This is a genomic window from Caballeronia sp. BR00000012568055 (genome assembly GCF_029439455.1).
Classification (GTDB): Bacteria; Pseudomonadota; Gammaproteobacteria; order Burkholderiales; family Burkholderiaceae; genus Caballeronia.
The window spans coordinates 11,271-28,542 of sequence record NZ_JAQFVG010000199.1 but is presented as its reverse complement, the minus strand read 5'-3'; the positions used below and the strand labels follow the sequence as shown (position 1 = coordinate 28,542).

Annotated in this window: 16 protein-coding genes; 8 read left to right on the top strand and 8 right to left on the bottom strand. The window is 61.0% G+C overall.

Translation table 11 applies throughout. The features are described 5' to 3' along the window. Complete coding sequence (locus tag P7F28_RS09970; RefSeq protein WP_277184329.1) at positions 1-1,200, bottom strand: GGDEF domain-containing protein; 1,200 nt, start codon at positions 1,198-1,200, stop codon at positions 1-3. Positions 1,201-1,460: 260 nt separating this feature from the next. Here P7F28_RS09970 and P7F28_RS09965 point away from each other — a divergent pair, with 260 nt between their 5' ends. Beyond that, positions 1,461-2,207, top strand: coding sequence for a glucose 1-dehydrogenase (locus tag P7F28_RS09965; RefSeq protein WP_277184328.1), 747 nt, complete (start codon positions 1,461-1,463; stop codon positions 2,205-2,207). Between the two features lies 1 nt (position 2,208). On the opposite strand, the gene P7F28_RS09960 is transcribed toward P7F28_RS09965, so the two are convergent. Continuing rightward, positions 2,209-3,135, bottom strand: a complete 927-nt coding sequence (locus P7F28_RS09960; RefSeq protein WP_277184327.1) for a LysR family transcriptional regulator — start codon at positions 3,133-3,135, stop codon at positions 2,209-2,211. Between the two features lie 127 nt (positions 3,136-3,262). Here P7F28_RS09960 and P7F28_RS09955 point away from each other — a divergent pair, with 127 nt between their 5' ends. The 5 genes from P7F28_RS09955 to P7F28_RS09935 all read left to right on the top strand — a co-directional run bounded on the left by P7F28_RS09955 (position 3,263) and on the right by P7F28_RS09935 (position 6,733). After that, positions 3,263-4,402 carry an iron-containing alcohol dehydrogenase gene (locus P7F28_RS09955; protein WP_277184326.1) on the top strand — a complete coding sequence of 380 codons (1,140 nt, stop codon included), beginning with the start codon at positions 3,263-3,265 and terminating at the stop codon, positions 4,400-4,402. Positions 4,403-4,519: 117 nt separating this feature from the next. Then, complete coding sequence (locus P7F28_RS09950; RefSeq protein WP_277184325.1) at positions 4,520-4,723, top strand: hypothetical protein; 204 nt, start codon at positions 4,520-4,522, stop codon at positions 4,721-4,723. Between the two features lie 131 nt (positions 4,724-4,854). After that, on the top strand, positions 4,855-5,769 hold the full coding sequence (locus tag P7F28_RS09945) for an urea transporter (RefSeq protein WP_277184324.1): 915 nt from the start codon (positions 4,855-4,857) through the stop codon (positions 5,767-5,769). After that, entirely contained in the window at positions 5,747-6,523 is a 777-nt protein-coding gene (locus P7F28_RS09940; protein WP_277184323.1) for a class II aldolase/adducin family protein, read from the top strand. Before P7F28_RS09945 ends, P7F28_RS09940 begins: the two co-directional genes overlap by 23 nt. Before the next feature lie 24 nt (positions 6,524-6,547). Next, positions 6,548-6,733 carry a 4-oxalocrotonate tautomerase gene (locus P7F28_RS09935; protein ID WP_277184322.1) on the top strand — a complete coding sequence of 62 codons (186 nt, stop codon included), beginning with the start codon at positions 6,548-6,550 and terminating at the stop codon, positions 6,731-6,733. Positions 6,734-6,768: 35 nt separating this feature from the next. Here P7F28_RS09935 and P7F28_RS09930 read toward each other — a convergent pair whose 3' ends face one another. The 6 genes from P7F28_RS09930 to P7F28_RS09905 form a co-directional block, all read right to left on the bottom strand. After that, positions 6,769-8,946 carry a malate synthase G gene (locus P7F28_RS09930; protein ID WP_277184321.1) on the bottom strand — a complete coding sequence of 726 codons (2,178 nt, stop codon included), beginning with the start codon at positions 8,944-8,946 and terminating at the stop codon, positions 6,769-6,771. A 187-nt stretch (positions 8,947-9,133) separates the two neighbouring features. Further along, positions 9,134-9,424 carry a nucleotidyltransferase family protein gene (locus P7F28_RS09925; RefSeq protein ID WP_277184320.1) on the bottom strand — a complete coding sequence of 97 codons (291 nt, stop codon included), beginning with the start codon at positions 9,422-9,424 and terminating at the stop codon, positions 9,134-9,136. 146 nt (positions 9,425-9,570) lie between these two features. Beyond that, complete coding sequence (locus P7F28_RS09920; protein WP_277184319.1) at positions 9,571-11,787, bottom strand: xanthine dehydrogenase family protein molybdopterin-binding subunit; 2,217 nt, start codon at positions 11,785-11,787, stop codon at positions 9,571-9,573. Between the two features lie 11 nt (positions 11,788-11,798). Then, positions 11,799-12,806, bottom strand: coding sequence for a xanthine dehydrogenase family protein subunit M (locus P7F28_RS09915; protein WP_277184318.1), 1,008 nt, complete (start codon positions 12,804-12,806; stop codon positions 11,799-11,801). Positions 12,807-12,816: 10 nt separating this feature from the next. Then, positions 12,817-13,395, bottom strand: a complete 579-nt coding sequence (locus P7F28_RS09910) for a (2Fe-2S)-binding protein (RefSeq protein WP_277184317.1) — start codon at positions 13,393-13,395, stop codon at positions 12,817-12,819. A 492-nt stretch (positions 13,396-13,887) separates the two neighbouring features. Further along, complete coding sequence (locus P7F28_RS09905; protein WP_277184316.1) at positions 13,888-15,204, bottom strand: MFS transporter; 1,317 nt, start codon at positions 15,202-15,204, stop codon at positions 13,888-13,890. Between the two features lie 320 nt (positions 15,205-15,524). On the opposite strand from P7F28_RS09905, the gene P7F28_RS09900 reads away from it, so the two are divergent. Both P7F28_RS09900 and P7F28_RS09895 read left to right on the top strand, forming a co-directional pair. Then, entirely contained in the window at positions 15,525-16,124 is a 600-nt protein-coding gene (locus P7F28_RS09900) for a hypothetical protein (RefSeq protein ID WP_277184315.1), read from the top strand. A gap of 71 nt (positions 16,125-16,195) precedes the next feature. Further along, positions 16,196-17,272: DUF262 domain-containing protein (locus tag P7F28_RS09895; protein ID WP_277184313.1), on the top strand; the 1,077-nt coding region annotated here is incomplete at its 3' end.

Here is a 17,272-nt window from a genome sequence, read left to right as displayed (position 1 = left end):
TCAGGCGACGAGCCCGAGCGCATCGTCCGCAAGCGGACGGCTCTCGGGCGCGGGCGTTTCGCGAAACACGAGCGCAGTTGCCGCAACCCAACGGCGTTTGCCTGCGCGCTTGGCTTCATAAAGCGCGTTGTCGGCATCGCGCAATACGCCGTCGAGTTCGTCGAGATCGCATTCGAACATGGCGACGCCCACGCTCGCGCCGATATTGAGCGTGAGTTGGCCGCTCATATGAAACGGCAAGCCCAATTCGCGCACGATGGCATCGGCGAGTGTGTGTGGATCAGTTTGCGGCGGCGCGACGATCACGAACTCATCGCCGCCCAGACGCGCGACATACGAGCCGTCGCCCGCGAGTTCACGCAGACGGTGCGCCACCAGCGCAAGCAGCGTGTCGCCGACTTTGTGACCGTGAGCATCATTGACGGTCTTGAAGCCGTCGAGATCGAGATAAAGCAGCGCGGTGCCGGTGTACACGCCGGAATCGCGTGAGCGCATCGCGGAGAACAGGCCGGCGCGGTTCAATAAGCCGGTGAGTTCGTCGTGACGCGCGCGGCGGTCGTTTTCCTGCTCGGCTTTCATCGTCGATACGAGCATGCCGTTTAAACGCCACGCGGCGGCGCTCATCGCAAAGAGATAGAACGGGATTTGCAGCAGCGTGAGCCAGAGCGTGGGTTCACCGGCCAGCAGCGCGCCGATGCAGCACGGCCCGAGCGACAGAAAGATCATGACCGCGACCAGGCGCGGCGCGCCGAAATTGCGGAAGCAAATGCCGCCGACCATCGCGGCGGCGGACAGAAACGACAGCGTGGCCGCAACCCAGTCGCCGGACAGCACGCTCACGAGCGCGCCATAACCGACCGTTGCGCCCCATAGCGGCGCGAGCAGCACATAGAGATCCGTGAGCGTGGCTTTGCCTTCGACGGCGCGGCGGCGCGCGATCACGAGCACGATCAGCCGCGTCAGGCACACGGCGATTTCCAGCCCGAGCCAGACATGAAAGGCGAGCGTCGGGTGACGGCGCGTCAGAACCCATGCGACGAGCACGGTATTGAAGACGCCGCCCGCGAAAATCGGCAGCGTGCCGAACAGGCTGCCGACCAGCGCGACGCGGATCGGCTCGGGAATGTCATTGCCCGCATGCGCCAGCCAGTTCGCCACGCGCCCGCGCGGCAGAGAGTAGACCTCGGTTTGTCGATCCATTTTAGTGAAAGCGGTCCGAGCAGCGTTCGGATCAGGGACTTCACTTTGAATGACGGCAGGCGCGGGGGAAACTTGAGCGCGTGACGCGCATTCTGCACACGCTTACGACGCATCATTGTTCATCAAATCCCGCCAATCAATTCGTCCGATGCCACTTTATCCAGTCCATCGACCTGTCTACATTGTCACCACGCAACCGGTCGGACCGAAACAACGCTCCGACGGATTCCGCAGTGAAACCTAAATCGAAGGGAACGAACATGAGCAAGCTCCAGGGCAAAGTCGCCGTTGTGACGGGCGCATCGAAGGGAATTGGCGCGGGAATCGCGAAGGCGCTGGCCGCAGAAGGCGCGGCGGTCGTGGTAAATTATGCAAGCAGCAAAGCGGGCGCGGATGCAGTAGTCGCTGAAATCACCGCGAAGAACGGCCGTGCGATTGCGGTGGGCGGCGATGTCTCGAGAGCGGCGGATGCGCAAGGTATCGTGAATGCGGCGATCGAAACGTACGGACGGCTGGATATTCTGGTCAATAACTCGGGCATCTACGAATTCGGCGCAATTGAAGAAGTCACCGAAGAACATTTCCATAAGCAGTTCAATGTGAACGTGCTCGGCGTGTTGCTGACCACGCAAGCAGCGGTCAAGCATCTGGGCGAAGGCGCGAGCATCATCAACGTGAGTTCGGTGGTGAGCCGCATCACGCCGCCGACAACTGCCGTGTACAGCGGCACCAAAGGCGCGGTCGATGCCATCACCGGCGTGCTCGCCAAGGAACTCGGCCCGCGCAAGATTCGCGTCAATTCGATCAATCCGGGCGTGGTCGTCACCGAAGGCACACATGCGGCCGGCGTGATCGGCGGAGATTTCGATGCCATGGCGCTCGCTCAAACGCCGCTCGGCCGTCTCGGTCAACCGGACGATATAGCAGCTATTGCCACTTTCCTCGCTTCCGATGACGCACGCTGGATGACCGGCGAATCGCTGATCGCCAGCGGCGGTATGCGTTAATTCACGTCGATGCTTCCACGATCGCCCGCATCATCAGTTCGACGCCGGGCGAACGTGGCGCATCGCGTCGCGTGACGAGTTCGTATGGCTCGCTGCGCGACGCGAGCGTTAACGGCAAGCTGCACACGATGCCGTGCGCCGTGCAAAAACGCGCGACATCGACGGATACGAGCGCAACCAGCGACGGATTCTTTTGCAAGAGCGCAAGCGTCGCAAAGGCCGAAGTCGTTTCCAGCAGATTGGTCGGGAAACGCAGGCCCGCGTCGTGGAATTCGCGTTCGAGCAACAGACGCATCGGCATGTTCGCGCGATAAACCACCCAGCGATGCTGCGCGAGATCCTTGAGGCGAATGCGCTTGCGTTGCGCCAGCGGATGCTGCGTATTGGCGATCACCGCCAGCGTTTCTTCCTGCACGATCACGCTGTCATACAGATACGGCGTCTGACTCACGCTCGTGCGACACACCGCGAGATCAAGCCTGCCTGCATCGATCAGAGCGAGCAGACTCGCGCTCGTATCTTCGACGAGTTCCACCGACATCTCCGGCTGACGCATGCCGATTGCGGTTATCGCATCGGTGACGAGCGGCACTGCGCCCATGATGACGCCGACCGACACGCGCCCGCCGTGCCCGCGCATCAAACCCGCGAGTTCTTCACGCAGATGCGCGAGATCTGTGTGAATCAGCCGCGCGTATCGAATCACACAATGGCCCACGGCATTCGGTTCCAAACCGCGATTGGTGCGCACGAACAGCGGCGTGCCGAACGTCGTTTCGATTTCATGCAGCGCCTTGCTCGCGCCAGGCTGCGTCAGCGCAAGCTGCTTCGCCGCGCCGAGCAGCGAGCCGCGTTCTTCCAGCGCCATCAATAGCCTGAGTTGCTTGACGTGCAGACGCGAGATGATTGAATCGAGCGAGGGCGTCATGGTGCGTGTTTTCTGCCTTGACGAAAAGTTATAGCGGTATCAACAGCCGTCAGTATCGCGTGACCGCCGCGCGCCGTATACTCTTCGGGTTGACACGCCTATAACCTTTCGTCAAGTCACCGTCACCATGTCCCTCATCAATTACATCACGCAGATTCAATTCGACTTCGGCGCGCTGCGCCTGCTCGCGGGTGAATGCGAACGCATCGGCATTCGCCGTCCGCTGATCGTGACCGATGCGGGCATCCGCGCGGCGGGATTGCTCGACCGCGTACTCGATGCGCTCGGTGCTGCATCGCCCGTGCCGGTGTTCGATGCCACCCCGCCGAATCCGAACGAAGCCGCCGTGCGCGAAGCCGTCGGCATGTTTCAGGAGAACGCGTGCGATGGCGTGATCGCCGTGGGCGGCGGTTCATCGATCGATCTGGCCAAGGGCGTGGCCGTCTGCGCGACGCACGAAGGACCGCTGGTGAGCTTCGCGGTGATCGAAGGCGGCCTTGCGCGCATCACCGCGAAAACCGCGCCCGTGATCGCGATTCCCACGACAGCGGGCACCGGCAGCGAAGTCGGGCGCGGCGCAATCCTGATTCTCGACGATGGCCGCAAGGTCGGCGTGATCTCGCCGCACGTGGTGCCGAAAGTCGCCATCTGCGATCCCGAACTCACGCTCGGCCTGCCGCCCATGCTGACCGCCGCGACCGGCATGGACGCCATCGCGCATTGTCTGGAGACGTTCATGGCGCCGGTGTTCAACGCGCCCGCCGACGGCATCGCGTTGGACGGTTTGTGGCGCGCGTGGCGGCATATCGAGCGTGCGACGCGTGACGGTTCGGATCGCGTGGCGCGGCTCAATATGATGAGCGCGTCGATGCAGGGCGCGCTTGCGTTTCAAAAGGGGCTGGGCTGCGTGCACAGCCTGTCGCATTCGCTGGGCGGCATCAATCCGAAGCTGCATCACGGCACGCTCAACGCCATTTTCTTGCCGGCGGTGATCGCGTTCAACAGCAGCGCGCCGTCGATGCAGGAGGAGGGCAAGCTCGACCGCATCGCGCAGGCAATGGGTCTGCAATCCGGCGATGAAGTCGGCGAAGCCGTGCGCCAGATGACCGCGACGCTCGGATTGCCGCGCGGGCTTACGGAACTCGGCGTGACGCGCGATCTTTTCCCACGGATCATCGCTGGGGCGCTGAAGGATCACAGTCATAAGACGAATCCGCGCGAGGCATCGTCCGAAGACTATGAGGCGATGCTCGACGCATCGATGTAAAAAGAAAGGGCCGGAGCGCAACGTCAAGTATGGCGGCGGATTTGCGGCGTTGCAACAGACCCTTAGGGGAAAACCCTATAGTCTGTTACAATGTTTCTCAAAGTTGAGGAACAAATCATGGCCCGCCGCTACGAAGTGCTCGAAAAAATTGCGTTTTCCCTGCTCACGCTGTCCGCTGTCGTGGATGCAAGCTACATCACGTGGGAAAAGCACCCGAATTTCCGCGATAACGTCACGTATCTCGTCAAACTCAGTTCGGATCTGAACTACACGACGGCGACCGGCGACACCACGCCGCTGGTTCCGATGGCGTACAACTGACTGTTTGCAGCACGCGTCCGAGGTTTTTAAGGCGTTAGGACGCGCTTTCAGATACCCGCTATACGGCGCGCCTGTTCACGGCGCGCGCCCGCTGCACTATGCTGGCGGCTCCCCTCAACGAGCCGCCTCGCATGTCCTCCGCTTTTTCCTCCGACGCCCGTTCCGGCGATCATCCTCTCCAAAGTTTTGCGCGCGCAATCGGGCAGATCGTGCTGCAACCGCATGCCGCGACCGGCGCGCTCGTGTTGCTGGCCGTCGCCTGCGCGAGTCCGCGTCTCGCGTGCGGATTGCTGATCGGCACGCTGGTCGGCAAGGTGATCGCCTACATCATCGAGCCTGAGGAATCGCTGTTCTTCCGCGACGATCTCTACGGGTTCAACGGCGCGCTCGCCGCGCTCGCCGCCTTCGCCTTCATTCGTGACGATTCGCAAGCCGCCGCCATCGCGATCGTCGCGGCGATGGGCGCAACCTTTCTCGCGGGCAAACTCGCGCCGAAGCTCGCGCGCTTCGGCTTGCCGATGTTCTCCGCTCCGGCGATCATCGTGACCTGGTGCTGGTTGCCGCTGTTCGCCGATCGCGGCGATACCGGCGCGATCCCGCAAGTCGCCGCCGGTCTCTTGCCGATGTTCGAAGCCGCGTTCGCCGGTCTCGCGCCGATCACTTTCGCGACCGGCGCGCTGGCGGGCGTGCTGATCGCGCTGGGGCTGGCGGCGTCGCGGCCATCGCGTGCGGGCTGGGCGCTGTTCGGCAGTCTGCTCGGCGCGTTGCTTCATGCGCTCGGCGGCGCAAGCGATGTCGTCGTGCTGTCCGGCGCATGCGGTTTCAACGCCGCGCTGGCCGCGCTGGCCGCCGCGCCGCTCGGACGTCGCCACGCGCTCGTCGCGATCGTGCTGGCCGTGTTGATCGAACGCGCGATCGATTGTCTCGGTATTGCTGCGCTCACCGCGCCGTTCGTGCTGGCGTCGTGGGCGGTGATTGCGGCGGACCGGCGCGTGCGTATCGCGCGTTTAAAAGGAGAGTCGCATGTCGTTCACCCACACGCCTGAGCGGCGTATCGCGGAAAGCGGGCCGCGCACGGCGGCGGAGCAGGCGGCGCGCGTCGATCTCGCGGCGGCGTATCGGCTGATCGCCAAAAACGGCTGGGACGATGTCGTCTACACGCATATTTCCGCCAGCGTGCCGGGCGAGCCGGGCCGCTTTCTGATCAACCCGTTCGGCTTGATGTTCGATGAAATCACCGCCAGCAATCTCGTCAAGATCGATATCGATGGCAACGTGATCGGCGACAGCGCGCATCCGGTGAACGCGACCGGCTTCGCGCTGCATGGCGCGGTGCACGCCGCGCGCGATGACGCCGTCTGCGTGATGCATCTGCATGTGCGCGAAGCCATCGCCGTATCGACGCAGCCGCACGGTTTGCTGCCCGCGTCGCAGCACGCGATGCGCTTTCACGGCCATCTCGCGTATCACGATTACGAAGGCCTGGCGTTTTCGCCTGCGGAAGGCGCGCGGCTCGTCAAAAGCCTCGGGCCGCATCGCGCGATGCTGTTGCGCAATCACGGCCCGCTGACGCTCGGGCGCACGATTGCCGAGGCTTATGTGCTGATGGATATGCTCGTCAAGGCATGTGATATTCAGCTTCGCGCGCTGGCGGGCGTGAGCAAGATGATCGTGCCGACGCCGGACGTGGTCACGCGCACCGCCGCTCAATTGCACGATGACGATGCGGTCGAAGGCGCGCTGGAATGGCCTGCGCTGCTGCGCATGCTGGACCGCATCGATCCGTCGTATCGAGATTAAACCTTCTGATTGGAGAACATGCACATGCCGACATTCAACATCCAGCTTTTCGAAGGCCGCACGGTGGACGAGAAGCGCAAGTTCGTCGAGGCGATCACGCGCACCACGTGCGAGACGCTCGGCTGCGAACCCGGTTCGGTCGATATCATTCTGACCGATGTGAAACGCGAGAACTGGGCGACGGCGGGCAAGCTCTGGTCGGAGCAATGAGTGAATAACCCGCCGCCGCGCTTTCTAAAAGCGCGTTAGGTGGACTGCTTCGCCGCCAGACGGAACTTGTGCAGCAAGGGTTCCGTATAGCCGCTCGGCTGCGTGCGTCCTTCGAACACGAGCGCGCACGCCGCCTTGAACGCAAGCGAGGCATCGAACGACGGCGCCATCGGGCGATACGACGCATCGCCTTCATTTTGCTTATCGACGACCGCCGCCATGCGCTCCAGCGTCTTGCGCACCTGTTCTTCCGTGACGATGCCGTGACGCAGCCAGTTCGCCAGATGCTGGCTTGAAATACGCAGCGTCGCGCGGTCTTCCATCAGGCCGACATCGTGAATATCCGGCACCTTCGAGCAACCGACGCCCTGATCGACCCAGCGCACCACGTAACCAAGAATGCCCTGCGCGTTATTCTCGATTTCGTTCTTGATGTCCTCTTCCGACCACGACGGTTTATCGACCACGGGAATGGTCAGCAGGCCATCGAGCAATTCGTTTTTCAGCGAGTCGTAATCGGCGCTTTCGAGTTCTTCCTGAACGTGTTGCACATCGATCTTGTGATAATGCAGCGCATGCAGCGTGGCGGCGGTTGGTGACGGCACCCATGCGGTATTCGCGCCCGCTTTCGGATGGCCGATCTTCTGCTCCAACATTGCGTGCATGAGGTCGGGCATCGCCCACATGCCCTTGCCGATTTGCGCGCGGCCACGCAAGCCCGTGTTCAGGCCGACCAGCACGTTGCTGCGCTCATATGCCTGAATCCAGGCGGACGACTTCATATCGCCCTTGCGCATCATCGGGCCGGCTTCCATCGACGAATGCATCTCGTCCCCGGTGCGATCCAGAAAGCCCGTGTTGATAAACGCCACGCGCGCCGCCGCCGCGCCGATGCACGCCTTCAGATTCACGCTGGTGCGGCGCTCCTCATCCATGATGCCCATTTTGATGGTGTTACGCGGCAGCTTCAGCAAGTCTTCGATCCGCGAAAACAGTTCGTCCGAGAACGCGACTTCGGCCGGCCCATGCTGCTTCGGCTTGACGATATAGATGGAACCCGTGCGCGAGTTCATCTTGTTTTTCAGATCGTGCAGTGCGCCGAGCGTGGTCATCACGCCATCGAGAATGCCTTCGGGAATTTCGTTTCCGTCGCGATCGATCACGGCGGGGTTCGTCATCAGATGGCCGACATTGCGGATGAACAGCAGCGAACGCCCATGCAGTTTCACTTGCTTCGAGCCATCCGGCGACGCGTATTCGCGATCCGGATTCATGCTGCGCGTAAAGCTCTTGCCGTTCTTGGTGACCTGTTCCGACAGATGGCCCTGCATCAGCCCGAGCCAGTTGCGATAAAGCTGCGTCTTGTCGGCGGCATCCACGGCCGCGACCGAATCTTCACAGTCGATGATCGTGCTCACCGCCGCTTCCATCAGCACGTCCTTCACATGCGCGCCATCCGTTTTGCCGATGTCGCTGTTGGCATCGATCTGAATCTCGAAGTGCAGGTCGTTGTGCTTGAGCAGAATGGCGGACGGCTCTTTCGCGTCGCCCTGATAACCGGTGAATTGCTCGGGATTGGCGAGACCGCTCTTGCCGCTTTTCAGCGTGACGACGAGCTGACCTTGTTCGACGCTGTATTTCGTGGCATCCGCGTGCGAGCCGTGATCGAGCGGCGCGTTGTCATCGAGAAAGGCACGCGCGTAGGCGATCACTTTCGCGCCGCGCTTCGGATTGAACTGCGCGGTACGCTCCGCGCCGTCTTTTTCGTCGATGGCGTCGGTGCCGTATAGCGCGTCGTAGAGGCTGCCCCAGCGCGCGTTGGCGGCGTTAAGCGCATAGCGCAGATTGGACAGCGGCACGACCAGTTGCGGACCGGCCTGATGGGCGATTTCACTATCGACATTGGCGGTCGTGGCGCGCACTTGCGCGGGCGTGGGCACGATATAACCGATGCCTTCCAGAAACGCGCGATACGCACGCAGATCGCGCACCGGACCGGGATTACTGCGATGCCAGTTATCCAGCTCCGTCTGCAGACGATCGCGCTCGGCGAGCAGCGCACGATTCTTGGGCGCGAGATCATGCACCAGCGCATCGAAGCCTTGCCAGAAGGCGGCGCTCTCGATGCCCGTGCCGGGAATCGCTTCTTCCTCGACGAACCTGGCGAGACTCGTGGCGATCTTGAGGCCGTGCTGTTGGGTCATGTCGTTCATGGGCACTCCGGCTGAGGTTGCTTGCTGTTGTTGCTGCTAACAGGGGTTTGGGGTTAAAGCGGGCTGGGGGATATGGTAGCGCGGATGGGGGGAGGGACGGGGCGCGAGGGGTCAGACACACGGCCTCATGCGCTGGTACGGCAGTGATTACACAATCAATGCTTCGACACGAATCGACTCGTTGTGGCTACACCGGAATAGCGCTGGCAAGAATGCTATCGCGAGAGCGGTCCGGTAGAGAGCCGACTGTCAACACGTCAACCTTTACTCCAAGCAACTCACGCAATTCATAACGGATCGCACCGATATCGAACAGCGACGTTTCGGGCGTGGAGTCGATCAACAAATCGAGGTCGCTTTCCTCGGTATCCTCACCACGCGCGACTGAACCGAAAATCCGTGGATTGGTTGCACGATGCGCTTCGACCACCCGACGAATATCGTGGCGATGAGCTTCGAGGGCGAGGGAGGGTTTCATTCGGTCTACCTGAAAATTCTTGTCGTGTGCAAGCGCATGAAACATTTCAATGCATTCTAGCAAAGCGTTCGCGCATGAAAAGACCCCCACGTCAGCGCGTTGCTTCGCCAAAGTGAGGGTCGCTTTGCTTCAAGAAGCGTGACCAACTACCCCAACAAATCCTCAATCATCACCGGCAATTTCCTGACTCTAACCCCGGTCGCATGATGCACCGCGCCGGTAATCGCCGCCGCAATACCCGCCAGTCCGATCTCCGCAATCCCTCTCGCGCCAAGCTCGTTGAAAACCGTATCCGGATGATCGAGAAAGGTCACATCGAGCTTCGGTGCATCGGCATGTGTGGCCATCACGTAATCGGCGAAATTGCTGTTGATGGGCGCGCCGGTGCGCGGGTCGTATGTGGTGTGTTCGAACAGCGCCATGCCCACGCCCATCATCACCGCGCCTTCGACCTGATTGCGGCCCGCGCGCGGGTTCAGAATCTTGCCGCCATCGATCACGGTCACCACGCGGCTTACGCGCAAACGCGCCGTTTCAGGCTCCCACGTCACTTCAGCGAAATGCGCGCCGTACGAATGAATCGACCACTTCTTTTTGAGCGGATCGTTGAAACCGCCTTTGGCGCTCGCGCTGCCCGATGCCGCGTGCATGTTCGCCGCTTCGAGTATCTGCGCGTACGGCACGCCACGTTCAGGCGCGTCCTGCTTGCGATGCACGAAGCCTGAGGTCATCGCCAAATCTTCCTCCTTCGCGCCTTCAAACGCCGACACAGCACGCGATAGCAACATCTTGACCGCCGCGCGCGTCGCATCGGAGACAGCGGGAATGACGGATGCCGTCGCCGCTGATCCACCCGATATCGGGCCGATCGGCAATGCGGTATCGCCGAGGCCGACTTCGATCTTGTCCAGCGCGATACCCGTATGTTCCGCGACCAACTGCGCGAGGATCGTGTACGTGCCCGTGCCGATATCCTGCGTGCCGCACGCCACGCGCGCCGTGCCGTCCGCGCGCAGATCGACGCTCGCTTCTGCCGAAAAACGCAGCCCAGGCCAACTGCATGCGCCGACGCCCCAGCCAAGCGTCAAACCATCACGTTTCATCGATCCGACTTCGGGCGTGCGCTTCGACCAGCCGAATTTTTCCGCGCCGGTTTGCAGGCATTCGACCAGATGACGCGATGAAAACGGCAGTCCGCTGCTTTCATCGACTTTTGGTTCGTTGAGCAAACGAAGTTGCACCGGATCGATCTCCAGCGCGATCGCCAGTTCATCCATGGCCGATTCGATCGCGAATAAACCCGGCACCGCGCCGGGACCGCGCATTGACGTGGGCGAGCCGACATTGCGTTTGACCGTGCCGCCCGTCACGCGCAGATTCTTCGTGCTGTACATCGACGGCGTGGCTTCGCCGCAGTCTTCCGCATAATCATCGGCGATGGCGGAGTGGTTCAGAAAGTCGTGCCGCAGCGACACGAGCTTGCCGTCGGCATTCGCCGCGAGCCGCACGCGTTGCTCTGTCGTCGGACGATGCCCGACGTTCTGAAACATCATCTTGCGGCTGACGACGAGTTTCACGGGCCGCTCCATCTGCTTCGTCGCGATGCCCGCGAGCAGCGAATGCGGCCACATCCACAGCTTGCCGCCGAAGCCCGAGCCGAGATAACGCGAAATCACGCGCACTTTCTCTTTTGGCACGCCGAGCATCTGCACGAGCGTGCCGCGATGGTTCGATATCGCCTGACTCGTTTCGTAGAACGTATAACTGTCGCCGTCCCAGTGCGCGACCGTTGCGTGCAGTTCGATCGGATTGTGCGTTTCTACGGGCGTCGAATACAACTCGTCGATTTTGACGGGCGCTTGCTCGAAAGCGTTTGCGGCATCGCCCCGTTCGCTTGCGACTTTGAGGTCGTCGTGCACGCCGAGCGTGGTGCTGACATCATGCTCCGACACTTCGTAGCTGACTTTGACCGCAGCCGCCGCGGCGCTGGCCGCTTCGAACGTTTCCGCGATCACGCACGCCACATACTGGCCGTAATAGCGAATGATGTCGTCTTCGAAGGGCGGACGTTGTTCATCGACATAACCGTCTTCGAACGAGTTGCCCGGAATGCGATACAGCTTGCCGATATTCCCGCGATGCAAAATCAGCTTGACGCCGGGCATGGCTTGCGCGGCGGCGAATTCGAGCGAGGTGATCTTGCCGCTCGCGATGGTGCTGCAAACCGGCACGGCATACAACATGCCGGGCAGATCGACGTCGGATGTATAAGTCGCGCGGCCGCTCACTTTCAGCGGACCGTCGATACGCGACTGCGGCCGTCCGATAAACTTCGACGGCTTGATATCGGGCGCAGTGGACATGTTCGTCATCCTTATGAAGCGTGCGTGGTCACTTGTTTGAGCGCATGCAATATGCAGCGGCGCGCGAGTTCGATCTTGAAGCCGTTCTCGGTTTGCGGTTTCGCATCGGCGAGGGCGGCATCGGCGGCGCGTTTGAACGTCGCTTCATCGGGCGATGCGTTCATCAGTTCCTTCTCCGCTTCGCGCGAACGCCACGGTTTGGTCGCGACGCCGCCGAGTCCCACGCGCGCATGAGTAATGCGCCCATCTTTCACCGCCACGATCACGCCTGCCGATGCCAGCGCAAACTCATACGACGCCCGATCGCGCAACTTCAGATATAACGAACGCGCACCTTCCATCGGCGCAGGCACGCTCACGTGCGTAATCAGATCGCCCGCTTCGAGCAAGGTTTCGCACTCCGGTGTATCGCCGGGAAGGAGATAGAACTCGTCGATCGGCACGGCGCGTTTGCCGCGTGTGCCTTCGAAATGAATCGTTGCTTCGAGCGCGGCGAGCGCCACATTCATGTCCGACGGATTGCTGGCGATGCACGAATCGCTGGTGCCTAAAATGGCTTGCGTGCGATTGAAGCCTTGCATCGCGGAGCAGCCGCTACCGGGCTCGCGCTTGTTGCAGGGCGACGCGGTATCGCGGAAATAGACGCAGCGCGTGCGTTGCAGCAGATTGCCTGCGGTTGTCGCCATATTGCGCAGTTGTGCCGATGCACCCGCTAAGACCGCTTCCGACAACACTGCATAGCTATCCTTAATAAGCGGATGATTGGCCAGATCCGCATTGCGCGCCGTCGCGCCGATGCTCACGCCGCCATCCTTCGTCGCCTCGATCTTGTCGAGCGGCAGACGGCTGATATCGACCACGCGCATTGGCTTTTCGACATCGAGCTTCATCAGATCGAGCAGCGTGGTGCCGCCCGCGAGAAAGCGCACTTCCGCGCCCTGTTGCGCTGTATGCGCGAGCGCGCCGGCGTGGATCGCGTCGCTCAGATCGCGCGCGCGTGAAAGCTGAAACTGGTTCATGGCGCGCTCCTTATTTTTTATCGTTATGTGAGTTGCGCACGGACTGGATCGCCTCGACGATGTTCTGATACGCACCGCAGCGGCACAGATTGCCGCTCATCGCTTCGCGCACGTCGGCATTGCTCGGGCCGATGGGTTCGTCGAGCAGCGCCATCGCCGACATCAACTGACCGGACGTACAGTAGCCGCACTGGTAACCATCGCATTCGACGAACGCGGCCTGCAACGGATGCAGCGCTTCCACTTCGCCGATTCCTTCGATGGTGGTGACTTCATCGCCATCGCAGGCGGCGGCGAGGCACAGGCACGAGTTCACGCGGCGTCCGTTCAGATGCACCGTGCATGCGCCGCATTGGCCGTGATCGCAGCCTTTTTTCGTGCCCGTGAGATGCAGATGTTCGCGCAGGGCATCGAGCAGCGTGGTGCGCGGATCGAGCTTGAGTTGATGCGATTGGCCGTTGACCTTGAGCGTGAAACTGGCTGTGTCGTCGCTGGTTTTGGCAACGGGTTGAGTGACAGCGTGCGACCCGGATTGCACGCGCGCGGGCGCACGCCGGGTTTTATTCGATCGGGGGACAGGGTGTTGCATCGAGCATTCTCCTGGAATGACGCGGCGGCCGCACAGCGGCGCCACGCGCGAGGACGATGACATGCGACGAGATGAGACCGGGGACACGAGATGTGCGAACAGTCTGCGCGCGGGCGGCAGGACGTTCGGCTGAATGACTCAAACGAGTGTAGTCGCGCGCAACCGATCCTGCTAAGCGCATCGGTCGCGGTTTGATTGGATCGCAGGAAACGTGCCCGAACGGGCACTGCAAATTCAGTGCGGCATGAAGATGCGCGCGAACAGCGAAAGCAGGAACACGCCGACGCCCGCGAACGCGACGAGCGCGACCAGAATCAGAAAAAGACGCACGATCATTTGCATGATGGCTGCCTGTGCCCTTGAAAATCGCGGGCAAAAAATTGGCCGCTTGCGCGGCCAGAAGGAGGGGTGGATCGGTCAGGTGTCAGACTAAGGGTGCTTCCTTAATCCAGACTTAAGCCTCAACGATCATCCGTTTCGTTCGATTACGTGCTAGCGCAGCACCTCACTATAACGGTCGCGCAGCGGAATGAGCGTGATCAGCGCGACCACGCAGCCGAACATCACGTAATAGCAGATGGAAAGCGCGTCGCCCGTGGTCATGGTGAGCCATTGCACGATGGCGGGCGCAAAGCCGCCGAAGATCATCACCGCGACGTTGTAGCTGACCGAAATCCCGGTGGAGCGGACGCTCGAGGGCAGCAGCTCGGAAATGAACGCGGGATAGCAGCCCTGGAAAATGCCAAGCCACGTCATCAACAGCGCCTGACTGACGATCAGCATCGGCAGGCTGGGATGCGCGGTGAGCATCGCGAAGATGGGATAGGCCGTGAGCAGCGCGAGGATCAGCGCGGTCATCATCAGCTTCTTGCGGCCGATACGATCCGACAGCGTGCCGAAGATCGGGCAGCACACGAGATACACGAGCGCGCCGATGGTCGAACTGATGAGGCCGTCGGTCAGCGCCATATGCAGCACGCGCGTGGCGTGCGTCGGCAGATACAGCAGGAAAATGTATGTGCCGATGGTGCCGAAAATCGTCAGGCCGAAACCGGCGAGCACGGACATCCAGTGCTTGGTGGCGGTATCGCGGATCGGGCGCGAGGTTAATTCGTTCTTCTCCGCCTTTTCCACGAACACCGGTGACTCATCCAGTTTCGATCGCAGATACAAACCGACTGGCACGATCATCAGCCCGACCACGAACGGCACGCGCCAGCCCCAGCTATTCAGATGCTCGGGACTGAGCGTGCGCGTCAGCACCGCGCCGAACAGCGATCCGCCCAGACTCGCCGCCGCCTGCGCGACCATCTGAAAACTGCCGAAGAAGCCGCGCCGGTTGCCGGGCGCATATTCGACCAGAAACGCGGTCGCGCAGCCCACTTCGCCGCCCGCCGAAAAGCCCTGAATCAAGCGCCCGAGCAACATCAGCAAAGGCGCGCCTATGCCGATCGCCTCGTAAGTCGGCGCAAACGCGATGATCGCGATGCCGACCGCCATCAGCGAGATGGTGAGCGTGAGCGCCGACTTGCGCCCCACGCGATCCGCCACCGCGCCGAGCACGATGCCGCCCAGCGGCCGCGTCATAAAGCCGACGCCGAAGGTAGCCCAGGTCGCAAGCAGCGAGACGGTCGGATTGGTCGCCGGGAAAAACAGCTTGGCGATGATCACGGCGAAGAAGCCGTAGACCATGAAATCGAACCATTCGAGCGCATTGCCGATGGTCGATACGAGAATGGCGCGCTTGCCGGACATGGTCAGCGCGGCGTTGCGTCCGGGAGCGTGTGAGGCGGGCAGGGCAGTGCTCATCGACTGGACTCCGTGGCTTTTGGCAGGAATCGCTTAAGAGTACGCCTTGCTGAAATAAGAAAATATAGAATTTTCCATGAGTCGTCTGTGAATTGGTCCGAAAGCTGAATGTCAGATTCGACGTCGCATTGTTGTCTTTCGTCAATCCTTCTCGGGGAACGCCGCGCATCAACTTAATGTTTCAAACCTGCCTAAACTGCAGGCGCTCAGCCCTTGCTCAGGTGCTCTGACGACCGATAAATTGGCGGATTCATTCGCCTTACATCGATATCGGTTTCTGTTCGGGCCACGGTGGCCCGAACCTTTGTCTGGAGCATCACATGCAACAACGTACTTCCCGCTTCGCCCGCGTTCTCTCGGCAACGGCCATCGCCGGCGCGATGCTCTTCGCCGTATCGGCGGAAGCCACGCAACAACCCGCCAGCGCGGTTCAGGCCGTTGGCGAGGGCGTGGCCGTCAACATGACCGGCAAGATCACCCACATCTTCACCGAGTCCAACAGCGTCGAAGTGACGGGCCCGAAGGGCAACGCGGTAGTGATCGACATCGATCCGAATATCGCCGATGTCAAGAAGCTGAAGGTCGGTGACGAAGTGCACATGGCGTATCGCGGCGCGCTGCTGATGTCGGCCGACAAGGTCGATCCGAAGGGCGCGGAAGCACGCGTGACCTCGGAAAGCACCGCACCCGCATCGGGCGGCGTGGTCGTCAAGACGTCGGGCGTTCAAGTGGTCGCCGTGATCCAGAAGATCGATGCGAAGACGCGTGAAGTCACGCTCGCCGGTCCGAAGCGCGTGGTCACCATGCAGGTTCAGAAGGACATTCCGCTGGACAACTTCAAGGTGGGCGACAGCGTGCTCGCTACTTATGTCGGCGCGTCGGCGATCGACGTGACGCGTAACGGGCAGATCGTCAAGTAATTCGGCGCGAGCTTTGTGAGTGAATGGCATGACCTACGAAGGTAGGTCATGCTTTTTTTCGTGCGCCGCCAATGAGTGCGGTGCTGCACGAGTTTCAGGTGGAGTGGAAAGTGGCGAAAGCAGAAGCATCGGTCGAAGAACTCGTTTCCATGATTGAGCGAGGGGAGTTGCGTTTGCCCGAAATGCAGCGCCAATACGTTTGGCGGTCCACGCGTGTGCGCGATCTGCTGGATTCGCTGTATCGAGGCTATCCTTCGGGAGCAATCCTTCTGTGGGAAACCGATGAAACGATCGCTTTACAGGACTTTGCCGTCAGCCAGACTTCGAGTGCTTACAAAAGTACTCGTCTGCTGCTGGACGGACAGCAACGGCTGACCTCATTGTCCGCGATCATCCGCGGAACGCCGGTCGTGGTGCGCGGTCGTCGCCGTCCTATCGATATCCTCTTCAACCTCGAACATCCCGAGCAGCTTGCGATCATCAGCGAAGTCGATGAGCATGGATCGGACGACGAGGATAGCGATGAAGACGAAGAATTGCTTGAAGAGGACGTGGACTCATCCGATGACGAACTGCAAAAGCGGTTCAACAAAATGACGTTCGTTGTGGCGACGCGGAAACTGGAGCAAATGCCGCATTGGGTGAAAGTCTCGGATGTCTTCAAGAGTGAGAGTGACAAGACGTTTCTCAAGCAAGCTGGCATCTCGGACTTCGATGATCCCCGCTACGAAAAATACAGTCAACGCCTCGCAAAGCTGAGAGCGATCAGGAAATACCTGTATCGCATGGACGTGCTTGAGCGCACGTTGTCCTACGAAGAAGTCACAGAGATATTCGTGCGTGTCAACTCGCTCGGCGCAAAATTGCGGAGTTCCGATCTGGCCTTGGCGCAGATCACGGCAAAGTGGCGGCACTCTCTTCAGATATTCCTTGATTTTCAGAGTGAATGTGCGAAGTCCGGATTCGATCTCGATCTGGGCCTGCATCTAAAGAATCTCATGGCGTTTGCGACGGGGCAATCTCGCTTTCTTACGGTGGGAGGTCTATCGGCTGACGTACTCAAGAAGGCTTGGGCCGAAGCGTGTGAGGGCATGCTTTTCGCGACGAACTTTGCCAGAAGCAATCTCGGCATCGACAGTCCCGCACTT